The 13,303-nt window shown below is 39.8% G+C and carries 7 protein-coding genes; 2 read left to right on the top strand and 5 right to left on the bottom strand.

The genetic code is table 11. The features are described from left to right. Window positions 1-4: 4 nt before the first annotated feature. A complete protein-coding gene (locus tag WA256_RS00985) occupies window positions 5-1,147 on the bottom strand; it encodes a Gfo/Idh/MocA family protein (RefSeq protein WP_063528836.1) in 1,143 nt (380 codons plus the stop codon). A 432-nt stretch (window positions 1,148-1,579) separates the two neighbouring features. Between WA256_RS00985 and WA256_RS00980 the strand changes: the two genes are divergently transcribed. After that, on the top strand, window positions 1,580-2,365 hold the full coding sequence (locus tag WA256_RS00980; protein ID WP_335988353.1) for an IclR family transcriptional regulator: 786 nt from the start codon (window positions 1,580-1,582) through the stop codon (window positions 2,363-2,365). 313 nt (window positions 2,366-2,678) lie between these two features. Beyond that, a complete protein-coding gene (locus tag WA256_RS00975; protein WP_335988350.1) occupies window positions 2,679-5,477 on the top strand; it encodes a TonB-dependent receptor in 2,799 nt (932 codons plus the stop codon). 138 nt (window positions 5,478-5,615) lie between these two features. Here WA256_RS00975 and WA256_RS00970 read toward each other — a convergent pair whose 3' ends face one another. From WA256_RS00970 to WA256_RS00955, 4 genes are all read right to left on the bottom strand, one after another. Further along, the gene (locus tag WA256_RS00970; protein ID WP_335988348.1) at window positions 5,616-8,693 is read right to left on the bottom strand and encodes an Ig-like domain-containing protein; all 3,078 of its coding nucleotides are present in this window, start codon (window positions 8,691-8,693) and stop codon (window positions 5,616-5,618) included. A 155-nt stretch (window positions 8,694-8,848) separates the two neighbouring features. Beyond that, window positions 8,849-9,835: a Kelch repeat-containing protein gene (locus WA256_RS00965; protein ID WP_335988346.1), complete on the bottom strand. Its 987-nt coding sequence runs from the start codon at window positions 9,833-9,835 to the stop codon at window positions 8,849-8,851. Window positions 9,836-9,970: 135 nt separating this feature from the next. Further along, entirely contained in the window at window positions 9,971-10,948 is a 978-nt protein-coding gene (locus WA256_RS00960) for a DNA topoisomerase IB (RefSeq protein ID WP_063528716.1), read from the bottom strand. A 60-nt stretch (window positions 10,949-11,008) separates the two neighbouring features. After that, window positions 11,009-13,075, bottom strand: a complete 2,067-nt coding sequence (locus tag WA256_RS00955; RefSeq protein WP_335988343.1) for a catalase — start codon at window positions 13,073-13,075, stop codon at window positions 11,009-11,011. Between the last annotated feature and the right edge of the window lie 228 nt (window positions 13,076-13,303).

Here is a 13,303-nt window from a genome sequence, read left to right as displayed (position 1 = left end):
TGTTTTAATTTTTATTTAGGTAGCTATCAAATTTTTTCCATGTTTCTGTCATATCGATAATCGAACCTGTTTGCCTAGCTTCATCTAACTTGATGGCGGTCAGCCCCGCTTGCAAAGCGTCAACAATGGATACCGGTAAAGGAGTCCCTCTTTCAAAAAAGGCAATCCAATCTGCCGCCATTTCTTCTTCAGCGCCGTAGTGCATCGAAATTGAATCATCGTGTAAGTACGTTTTATCAATCAATGCCCCTGAGGTAATACAGTCATGCACTTTGAAATAGTTACGCACAAAGTCACCTTCAGCCATACCGAGTGTGCCAAATACACTAAAGTGTCGGTAATCGTTCGGTACATTTAAGTTAGTATGAAAACTCAGATTTATGCCATTTTCATATTGAATGAGTGCGGTTTGGTGATCCACCAGCTCAGAATCGTTATCAAACACTTCATCTATGCCATTCCAACGTGACTTGCGTTGATGGTATACAGAGTGTTTGCCTAAGTGCTTGTTCTCAGGCGTGAAGGTTCTTCGACCGCCAAAACTGGCAAGTTTAGCTGGGCGACTTTTCACAATGCCCTGATAAAGATCTAAGTCGTGACAGCATTTTTCTAATAAGAAGCCGCCCGAAAGTCCCTGATGTCTGCGCCAATCTCGCATAAAAAACGCACCATGCTCTGGCGGAATATGCTCTGATGCCTCAATACTGGTGATTTCACCCAGTAATTTAGATGATAAGGCTGCGACCAAATCTTTATACAAAGGCGCATAACGAAGCACCATACCCACTAAAATTTTATCGAAGGCATTATGTTTAGCGATAAGCTCAAGCACGTCGTAGGTCTGCTGCTCAGACATCACAATAGGTTTCTCTGCAAAAATGAGTAACCCTGCTTCAATGCCAAGGCGTAAGTGCTCTAAATGCATATGATTTGGAGAGCCGATCATCAACATATCAAGCTGCTCATTTTGCAACATATCTGCAAGTTCGTCATAAGCGCGCATCGAGATACCATGCGACTGCATGTACTCAACTTTTACAGATTCAGGGTCGGCATAAGCCACCAAATCAAAATTTGGAATAAGCTCATGCATCACTTTGGCAACATAACTTAACCGGTCGCCTAAACCACAAATTCCTACTTTCACAATTTTATTCCTACAAGGTACATTAATAACTCAAGTTAGTTACCTTGCACTTGAACAGTCAATCACTTGTCTGCGCTTTGTGAATGGGATTTTTTTTATGAAATTCGGCTCAACATGGGTTTTACATACAAAACAATCTTCAATTAATAAAGGTTCTAGTTAGCTGTACGTAAAATAATATTTATTATCGAGAGGCACTATATTCACTCACTTTGATAACAAAAACTTTACGTGAATCATTGTTCAAAAATAAATTCAACTACTTAATTTTCAAATAAAAATCAGAAAACCTTTATTGACCAAAACAAAACAGTTGGGATATACAAGCTACTTTATTACCAAATTCAGGTGATATTTCAGTGCATAAGCGCTCTTTGAGACTACACTTATGTATAAGGTTTTAATCTAAGAATAAGTAATTAGAAGTACCCGATGACAGAGAAAGAAACTAAATATAAAGCGCCCGCTCTTGAGAAAGGCATGGCGATTATAGAATTACTCGCAAGAACCCCGGAAGGGTTAAATCTGACACAAATTTCTGACTCATTAGGGAAATCAAAAGCTGAAATTTTTCGTATGGTGGCGGTTCTTAATGATCTCCACTACCTTGAGTTTTTTCAAACTGAACGCGTTTATAGGCTCTCACTCAAGCTTTATCGGCTTACTCACCGCTACGCGCCAGTTCACCACCTAAATAATGTTGCCTTTCCTATCATCCAAGAATTGTGTAGTGAAATTCAACAATCTTGCCACTTAGTGGTGTATTCAGACGGTGGTGGATTAATCTTGTCTCACCAAGATTATGATACCAACAGCAACTGCTTAACCCTACCTGTTGGAGGAAGAGGCCCCCTTACCGATAACTGTGCAGGACATGTGCTATTAGCATTTGCATCGTACGACAACCGTGAACGAATGCTCAAAGCATACCAAGAAAATCACCCTGACTTGTCTCTTGATTTAATGGCACTGCGAAATATTTGGCTGCGCGTAAAAGAACAAGGTCATGAAGCCATGCCAAGCCCTGTTCTTGCTGGCGTATATGATATAGGCGTGCCCATTTTCGATTATTACCATAATGCCGTCGCTGTGCTGCTCACCTCAATTCTGATGTACCGTGACGAATCGCGTAATGCTGATTTCGAGCATGTGATAAATAAGTTAAAAGAAACCTCACTTCAAATTTCACAGAAAATGGGTTTTGACGAAGAGACCTAAACCATGGTGCTTTTCTTATGACTTTCCACTCATACAAATATTCAAGCAATATACTGGTCTTTTGGTATGCGCAATTCTTTTGGTGAATACGCAACTAGCTAATACTATTTTAGGAATTTTCCCAAAATAAACATTAACATAAATTCAACCATTTTGTTTCATTTATAAAACATCATTCTTGGCGAAATTTTAACTAAGAAACCTAGCTAACGCAGTCAGCAAAGCGCGTTGACGGATTTTTAGTCTTTATATATCACTGAATGGACATTTGAACATTCACGAGAATAATTCGCCAAGAGCGATGGGGGTCAATATGATGAAATTCACCAAAAGCCAAATAGCCTTATCTGTTGCTTTATCCCTGATGGGTAGCACAGCAATGGCAGAGGAACAAAGTACAGCTAAGGATGTTGCACAAGATGATATTGAAGTAATCGCTGTCAGCGGTGTGAGACTGAGTTTGAAAGAAGCTATCGCCACCAAGCGTGGCTCTGACAAAATTCTTGACTCAATTGCCGCTGAAGATATGGGTAAATTCCCTGATGAAAACGTCGCGCAGTCTTTGCAACGTGTTCCTGGTATTTCAATTGACCGTCCTCGCGGTAGCCCAAATGGCGGCACCAATGGCAGTACCGATGGCCGACTAGGTGGTCAATATGTACAAATCCGTGGCTTACCAGTTGATTTTACACAGGTTACTTTAAATGGCCGCTCTTTAGCATCAGGTCGCAGTATTGGTCGTCAATTTTCTTTAGATGTACTGCCTTCAGAGCTAATTGGTCAGCTAGACGTTTATAAAACAGTATCAGCAGATCAACTCGAAGGCGGTATTGGTGGTAATGCTGACATCAAAACTCGTAAACCGCTTGATGCAGATGAAGTTGGCTTTTCTGGTGCTTGGTCAGCTGAAGGTGTGTACAGTGAGCTGCCAGATTCAATCGACCCGCGTATTTCAGGCATTGTGAACTGGAAATCAGACGATGAAAAACTCGGTGTCCTCGTTGGTGTAACCTACTCAGAGCGTCAAACCCGTGAAGACGAATATTTTTCTTGGGGTAATGTAAACTTTGGTCCAGGCACTGGCGATGGTGTTGAAATTCGCCCTGACCTTGCAACCGTTCCTGGTGGTACAGATGATGGTAGTATCGATTACCCTAATTCTCTTTACCCTATCGAACCCCTTACTCAATACTATGGTGATGAGCGAACTCGTACTGGCTTAAATGCAGTAATCGAGTTTCAACCTAGCGACGAGTTAAACATCACATTTGATGGTTTATATGCAACATTCGATGTAGATGAAACAGCGCTACAGTTACCTGCTCGATTCCAGTTCCGTGGCCCACAAGACCCTAGCCTGTGGGTTGCAGCCGACCTAAATGACCCAAACGGTCGTGGTGTAGGCGGTATTTTCCCATTCCTCGTAACCGAAGCTGTGGTAGAAAACGATAACCTGGTTTATGCCGTTGCACCGCAAACTCAGTTTAGAAGCGTATCTGAATTAACTAAGATAGAATCAGACACGCTTGCTTTAGGTACTCATGTAAATTGGGCGCCAAATGATGATTGGGAACTTGATTTTGATATTGGTTATTCTAAAGGTGAGCAAACACGCGACCTTAAAAGCGTGCTTTTACAAGCATTTGCTGACGTAGTGTATGATGCGCGTAATCCAGATAATGGTATTCCTGACCTTTATGTTACTGGTACTGACTTAAATGACCCTGATAACTACCGTGTAGCGTTTGGTAACTCAAATGCACGTGACGTAAAAGATACATCTCTGTCGTTTTCTGTTGACGCTAAGTACTTCTTAGACAATGAGTACTTCACAAGCCTAGAAACAGGTGTACGTTACACACAACGTTCAAAAGAAATCAAAGCCTATGTAGGTAACAGCTTTACAGGCTCAAATGGGGTACCTGATGTACTACCAACATCTGCAATTAATCTACTTGATTTCCCGGTTGATGACTTTTTAGGTGAAGCACCAAACGCTAATGTTATCCGCAGCTTTGTGATTGGTGATCCAATTGATTTCCATAACAAATACGGTGTTGAGCAACAGTTTGATAGCATCAGCTCATTCAAAGTTGAAGAAGATATTGCAGCGGCATACGTAAAAGCGAACATGGCCTTTGATGTTGCAGACATTCCAGTAAAAGGTAATGTGGGTGTGCGTGCAGTAACTACCGACGTTGAAGCAACGGGTGCATTACCTGTTGAAATCGTTATCCGCAGTGCTGGTGACTTCGATGTAGTTGGTGAAACCAGCTCAACAGGCAGTAGCTACACCAATGTGTTACCAAGCTTAAGCTTAAATGCTGAATTAACTGACGAAGTGTACTTACGCTTTGGGGCTAGCAAAACAGTAACGCGTCCTACACTTTCGCAGTTATCGCCACGCTTTACATTTAGTACGACCACACTGACAGGCTCTGCGGGTAACCCGGCTCTTGAACCATTTGAGTCTGATTCACTCGACTTATCACTTGAGTGGTACTTCAACGATACAGGTTTAGCGAGTGTTGCTTTGTTCCAAAAAGACATTGATGGCTTTGTATTTAACTCAAGCTCACCAGAAACAATTGCCGGAATTGATTGGGCATCGGTAGACCGTCCACGTAATGCGGCATCGGCAACAATCAATGGTGCAGAGCTTAGCTTCCAAACTGCTTTTGATTTCTTACCTGCCCCATTCGATGGTCTAGGTATGTTAGCAAACTATACTTACACAGACAGTGACACTGACTTTGGTGATGGCTTTGAAGGTCAAACATTCAGCTACACTGGCTTGTCTAAAAATGTATATAATCTAGTTGGTTACTATGAAAAAGGCCCAGCGTCAGTACGTTTATCTTACAACTATCGTGAGAAATACTTACTAGAACCTTCGTTCGGTTTCTTCGCTGGTCCTCGTCATGTAAACGACTACCAACAGCTTGATTTAAGTACGTCTTACAAAATCAATGACAACTACTCATTGACCTTTAATGTGACCAACTTAACCAATGAGCGTTTCGACCGTTACTTCAATAACGACGAATCAATCATTGCGACAACCAACTTTACAGGTCGCCAGTACTTCGTAGGTATTCGCGGAACCTTCTAACCCATTATGTTGTTGTAGGTGATGAACCTAACCCAAAGCCTCCTAACGGAGGCTTTTTTTATGAAACCAACTAAAAAAATGCTGCACCAACATCATTGGTACAGCACCTTACAATTTAAGTACTAAAAAAGTACCTGTTTATACTTTAAATTTACGTCTACAGGCAACCATAGCAAGTAATAAAGACATTAAGTAGTAAAGACTACCGCCTGAGTCTGAGCTGGAATCAGAGCTTGATCCTGAATTATCTGCTTTACCAATAATGTTTATAACTACTGTTTTAGTATCTGATGAAGCAAATCTATCTTTTGCTCGATAACTAAAGTTTACTGAGTAAGAAGACTCCCCTGTCGGTTCGTATACAAATAATCCAGTATCTTTATCAAAACTAAGCTCACCAGAACTTGGGCTCGTTACTAGTTCAAATTCTAACTTATCATTATCTTCGTCATTACCAATAAAACGACCATTAACTACCGTTGAGTAATATGTTTCATAACTTAAATCTGTAGCCGTCGGTGTTGTATTTGTTAATTCAACAACAACATTGGCAAGCGCAGTCTCTTCAAGCGAGTCCTTCGCGGTAAAAGTAATTGAAACAGGCTGTAAAGATTCACCACTCGGCGTGTATTTTATTTCACCCGTATTTTTATCAAGTAATTCAATTTGACCATGTTGAGGCTCATTTTTTACAGTGAAAATAAGTGGCTCATCATCTGCATCTGAGGCAGGCAAATTAAGAATCAAAGGCGTATTCCAGTGCGTTGTGATCGTAGAATTATCAACTACTGGCGACTGATTAGTTAACGTAGCTGTAAACTTTGCAAGCTCAGAACGTGAACGACCTTTTACTGTATAAAACGCTAATTCATCAACACCGACAGTGCCGTGAGGCGTATATGTGAACTGTCCTGTTTGACGGTCAATAAACGTCAACTGGCCAAGGCTAGGACTATTTTCAAAAACCACAAAGTCAATATCACTCAAATTAAGGTTAACTTCGAGTGGCGAAAGCACATGGGATGTTACCTCGCTATCTTGCGGTTTAGCTAAAGGAGCTGGGGCTTCATTTGAGAAAACCTCTATAGATTTTCCTGAAAGCAATGAATAATCCACACCATTATAAGTTGCACTTACTATAGAACTGCGTTGATTTGCACGCGCTACTTCATAAAGCAGCTCATCATTATTTAAATCGTACTCTCCAAACTTATCTTCACAACTAAATAAGATGAAGCCTGCACGTGTAGATACTATATTGTTTAATGAATTGTCACATAATTTAGCAACTTCAGACTTTTCTCCAGTTTCCGTCAAAGAGAATAAAAGGCCATATTGATTGGCAGCATAAAGCGCTTTTTCACCATTGATAACAACCCCCTCTAGCGACTTAAAACGGTCGTTTAAAGAGTAATTAGTTACACTATTATCAGTGTAGTTATATTTAACAAATTGGTTACCTGTTAAAGCAAATAACTCTTTACTGCTTTGTTGTGTATCTATGCCTGCGACTATGCCAGAAACCCCACCCCAAAAGTCCTGTAAACGAGGTGAGCGCTTAATAAGTTCACCGGTTTGTCCGTTAAAAACTCGTATATAAGAGCCTTCACTTCCGGTGTGCGATGCGCCATTACCAACAATTAGCTCTAAGAAACCATCTTGATTAATATCATAGGCTTCAATCGTTGAAATTTGGTCGCCACTTTCAAAAGGTACTGTATACAGTAAATTTCCATTATCTGGGGAAAATACTTGTATGTTTCCTTTGTAAGATTTTGATCCTGCAACGATTAAATAATTTTTATCATCATTGAATAAATCAGCAGCAATCACATACTGGTAGTCATTCCAGCCATCGGTTAAATCGACACTAGATAGTAATTGCTCGTTTGTTTCGATATCAACAACTTGAAGTTTATTTGTGCCATTTTCAGAAAAAATAACATCAATTCCACCTTTACCATCAATATCAGCAAGGCCTAATAAAAACTGTGAATAACTATAGATCGTTTGCGACCATTGCTTAGACTTATCTTCTACAGTATGAATATGAAACCCATCATCACCTGAAGACGTATAACCAGCTCCCCACGCAATATCTGTTTTACCATCAAGATTAAAATCGTCTACCAAAATACTTGAAACACTGTGTTCAGGGTTATTGATCTGCCAAAACTCCTGACCAGTACTTAAAGATAAAGCATGGATTTGCCCCCATTGACCATCTCCATATACTAGGTCTTGAGCGCCATCATTATTAATATCTGCGACTATAATTCTTGAAATGTCTAACTCGCTATTAGCTGTCCACATGACACTGTCTGTGTTTGGACTAATTAATTCAATCGAATACCAACCATTACCATTGATTACTTCATCTAAACCATCTTGGTTAGTATCAACACTTTGTAAATGGATACCTGTTAGTTGCGTACTCAATGTTTTTATATAATTTATTGAATTTTCAGAGATACGATACAATTTTCCATCTTCAAGCATTAATTCGTGAACATTTTGTTCGGTAAACGAACCAACAACAAATTTGTTACCGTAATACTCAAGTTGAGAAATAACAGACAGGTCTGACTGGTCTAGTACCAAGATCTGACTATTGGCAATTGCAATGAGCTCGTCCTGACCGTCGTTATTAATATCTCTTGCCATTACTGATTGGCTAGAAAATACCTCCTTTGTACTTTCGACTTTCATTGTTAGTAAATTAATTTTTACTATCTGATTGCTCGTCATAAGTATTAAATAATAAGTATCATCGGCAATGCTTTTTAACAATGTACTATCTGTGATGTAATCCTGAGAATCGAAACCTTCAACGACTGAATATTGATTATCTTTATACTCAATAATATTAAAATCGTTTTGTTGCACCGAAATAATTTGCTTATTACCGTTACCGAGCAAGTCTACAGAATAAAGGCCATTTAGACCTGTTGAATTACCTAAAGAGTAACGACGAAATACAGATGTTAAATCTAAGCTTTCATCTACAGTGGTATTGGATAAGTTAATCCCTGAAGCTCTGTCTAAATCTGCTTGCGAATTGTTTTTATCGCGGCTAGTAAAATAAGTTTTTTCGTAATTAATCTGTTGCGAATTTAAAAGTGTCGCATCACCATATTGGTTATAATGTGCAGTATTTTCTGTGGCTAAAAGTGATTGCGAGCAAAATAGCAACGCAAGGTATGGTAGCTTGGTCATTTCCCTATCCTAAACAACTTATAATTTTTATTTTACTCACAACAAAAAACTGTTTTCTTATTATGAGATTAAGCAGACGATTTTCCTCTATTAGAGACATTTATTCAAGAATTAGATTATGAACTCTTAACTAAAAGTATCTAATTAAAAGCAAGCTATTGTTCGACTAATTTTCTTAATGAAGTCACTTCACGGCTCGTTTCAGAAAGCCCTACCTTTGTGGCACCACCCACTAGCCAAATTTCGCCGTTTAACGTAACAGCTCCTAAACCGTGGCGAGGTGTTTGCCATTCGAAAGTTTTGCGCCATTGCTGCTTGGACAAATCATAGCTAAAAACCTCACGATCAACTCCTTTGTGATGTTCACCGCCAAACACATAGATAGCATTATCAATAACTGCTGCCGCATGCCCTGCTCGTGCTTTAGGGAGTGCTGCATGTACTTGCCAGGTGTTTGTTTCGGGTAGGTATTCGAGCATGTCAGTGATAGGCTCGCCGCCAACGGTTCTGCCACCTAGTACAAACCAACGGCCGTTTACTTGTGCACTTGCCGTACTGTTTCTAGCCGAAGGTAAGGGTGCAGCTTCTTTGAAGGTGAAGCTTTTAGGATCAAAAATTAAATGCGTACTCACATCTAAACTATGCTGCCATTGGCCATTTTTCTCACTGCTAGGGCTACGTCCACCTGCTAAGTGCACTTTACCATTAAGCACTGCGCCCACAGTCTCACTTAACGCAAAAGGCAAACTCGCCACCTTTTGCCATGCTTTGGCGCCTTTATCTAGCATTAGCACATCACGGCTATTGGTCCATTGGCCTTGGCTATTAACAAAACCACCAAAGGCAAATAGTCTGTTTTCTACTGCGATTAAATACGTGTGATGACGCCCTTCAGGCAAACTAGGTGCTGATTGCCAACTAACATACTTAGGTGACCAATAATGGACTTTTGCAGTCATCTTACCCGTTGATGCTGGCAGCTCAGTAGAGATACCACCCGCAACCCAAATCTGTTGATTCATGACTGTTGGGTAAATTTCTTGTATAGCCTCAGGGAGCTTTGGTGCTAACAGCTCTTTTGCCGATAACGTATAAGGTAAACAAGTAATAGAAAATGCTAACAACAGTTTGGCTAAACGCATATAAATCCTTAATAAGCAGTCAATTAGCTAAAGATTAAGCCAGTTGTACCGGTTAGTACACTGCCAAATAGTCTTACTTATTCTGTAATGTTGCTATCAGGAAATAGCATTGCTTGACTACCAGAATAGACATATCTACTGGCCGAGAAAGAGTAGAAGTCCTCGCTCGTATCTATTCAAATACTTCGTTTTACGGGGCAGTTTTAATTGCTTTCTTAAACTAACCTGGTTGTTTTCATCCTTTTTACATAAATCAATAAGCGCCGGGTGAATATAAGAATTACGGGCTATCGTTGGCGTATTACCCAAATGGCTCGATACCGTTTCTAGCATGTCGCACAATGGGAGCTTTTTCTTTGCATTATAAAAAGCTTCGAATGCTAAAACACTCGCACGCCAGGTTCTAAAGTGTTTTGCGCTAAACTCCTCTCCCATTACATTCTGGATAAATTGATTAACTTCACGTGAAGTCACGGGAATACATTCACCATCCTCTTTGTATTGAAACAGGTTTTGTCCGGGTAAATCTTGCAACTCTTTAATAATAGAGCTCAAAACGCGATCTGTAAGGTTAACCTCTCTCACTTTGCCAGATTTAGCTTTATATTCTAAGCGAATATTTTTCCCTGTTATCTTCGCATGGCGGCGACGTAAGGTTGTCGCTCCGAAACTATTATTTTCTTTCGCGTTACGTTTAGATCCTATCCTTAAAGAGCCTAAATCCATCAATCTAACAACTGCAGCTATTGTCCTTTGATAATCAAGTGTATTACCTTCTAAGTATTCAGCTAACTTTGCTCTTAGTAAGGGTAATTTATTTCCGAAAAGCTCACACACTTCGAACTTTTTTAGCTCCTGCTGCTCTCTGAAATCTGGGTGATAAAGGTATTGTTTTCTCCCTTTTGTATCGTAACCAGTTGCTAAAATATGGCCATTTTCTTCAGGACAAAACCAAACATCTTTGTATGCAGGAGGGAATGCTAGTGCATCTAAACGGGCGATTTCACTTTTATCATTAATCCGCTTACCTGTTGGGTCGTAGTAAAGCCAACATTTAGAGTGACTTTTTCGAGTAATACCAGGCAAATTATCATCAACATAAATTAATTTCACTGCACCTTCTCACTATATAATTATTACTCAAGGCGAGTAGCCCTCGCCTTGAAAAATGAGTTATCGTTGCCAATAACGAAGTTGTGTTAGTGTCTGAAGAAAGTCACATGCCTTGCACGTTTCTAGGTTAATGATGCCGTCGTCTTGGTCTTCATTTAAGCCAACAGCTTTTAACAACTCCATTGAGCTTTCAGTAAAACCAATAAATTTTTTGTGTGAGTACGCATCAGAAACGAAATCTCTCGCCTCTGGAATTTTAATTAACTCTTTAGCACCTTCCTCTGATGTCAGTAAAACAACTGCATCATATAAAACAGAAGGGCCGCCGTTAATAACTTGCTCTGCTCCAAGGTGAACACCAGTAGCGCTTTTCGCTCCACCGATCTGGGCTGCAATGACTTCAAAGTTCGCACCTTGCTCGTTTAGTTCGCTAACTAATGAATTAAATAGCTGATCGTCAAAGTCATCACTAACGAGAATACCGAGCTTCCTTCCCTCAAAAGTAGCCAAAGCACTTTTTTGAATACTCAGTGCATCAGATACAGGTAAATCTTGGCGAGTTTTTAGTGCAGCCTCAGCAGGTTCAGGCATTGTTTGCAAACCCAAACCAGAGGCCACTAACTTAGCTAATTCGCTATCAATATTTAGTAAATGAGACACCACACGCTCCCTAATAGCTAAATGTTCCACTTTTGACAGTTCAAAAATCAATGCGTCCTGGATATGTGATTGCTCTATCTTAGTTTGACTTAGATAAAACTGCCTAGCTTGGCTGTAATGATCACTGAAGGTTTCTGATCGATACCTTAGCTTGCTACCTTGCGCTTCATCATCAGAGCTTTTAAAGCCATGAACAGGACATTCTCTTGGATTGTTTTCATCACTTTGCCAAGAGTTTGGCTCATAATTTACTCTTCCTTTGGGGTTATGCATTGCCATGTGACCATCTTGGTGAAAGTGGTGCATTGGACATTTAGGTGCATTAATAGGGATATGAGTGAAATTTGGCCCTCCTAATCGCTTTGTTTGCGTATCTAAATATGAGAAGTTACGCCCTTGTAATAGTGGATCTGGTGTAAAATCGATTCCGGGAACTATGTTTTGTGTGCAAAAAGCAACCTGCTCTGTTTCTGCAAAAAAATTATCAACCACTCTATCTAAAACCATTCGACCAATGATCTTAACGGGTACTTGCTCTTCAGGGATAAGCTTTGTGGGATCAAATACATCAAACTCAAAGTCATCGGCAAAAGCTTGATCAAATACCTGTACGCCAAGTTCCCACTCAGGGTAATCGCCATTTTGAATTGATTCCCACATATCGCGACGATGAAAGTCAGGATCTGCTCCATTAATTTTAACAGCTTCATTCCAAACCACTGATTGCATGCCTGATTTAGGTTTCCAATGGAATTTAACGTACTTTTGCTCACCATTTTTATTGATAAACTTAAATGTGTGAACGCCAAACCCTTCAATAAAGCGTAATGAACGTGGAATAGCTCTATCAGACATCGCCCACATGACCATATGCATAGATTCAGGCGATAAGCTAATAAAGTCCCAAAAATTATCATGAGCCGTTTGAGCTTGCGGAAAACCACGATCAGGCTCAGCTTTAGCGCTATGGATCAAGTCTGGGAATTTCATCGCATCTTGGATAAAAAACACAGGAATGTTATTACCAACTAAATCCCAGTTTCCCTCTTTTGTATAAAATTTAACAGCAAATCCGCGCACATCCCTAGCTAAGTCAGGCGAGCCCTTGCTACCAGCGACCGTTGAAAACCGAGTGAATACAGGTGTTTTTTCGCCTTTTCGTTGAAATATATCCGCGCATGTCAGCTCTTCAAGTGTTTCGTAAGTTTCAAAGTAACCGTGTGCCCCATAACCTCTAGCATGCACAACCCTCTCAGGAATACGCTCATGATCGAAATGAAACATTTTTTCACGGAAAATATGGTCCTCCATTAATGTTGGACCACGCTTCCCTGCTGACAAGGAATTTTGATTATCACTAACAGGACAACCTTGTGCTGTAGTCATTGTTGAATACTGATTATTTGCATGTTGATGTAGCTCACCACCATGCCCCTTTTGACCTGAATATTTAAATGACTCCGGCATAAGTTTCCCTTTATTTTAAACTCGTTAAATTGTTATTACGTAAATTTAGGAAACCTAGTAAGCAAGTAAAAAGCCAAAATTAAAACAAACAATATCAATAAGTTAAAATTAAATTAAATAACCTGTAATTAAACTTATTACACAATTTGTGTAATTTTTTCTAACTAAAACAATCTAAACCACCTACTTTAGATTTATCCTCACCACCATAAAATACACTCAACATTC

Source organism: Pseudoalteromonas sp. CH_XMU1449-3, from assembly GCF_037027245.1.
Taxonomy (GTDB): domain Bacteria; phylum Pseudomonadota; class Gammaproteobacteria; order Enterobacterales; family Alteromonadaceae; genus Pseudoalteromonas; species Pseudoalteromonas shioyasakiensis.
This window is presented reverse-complemented; position numbering and strand designations above follow the sequence as displayed.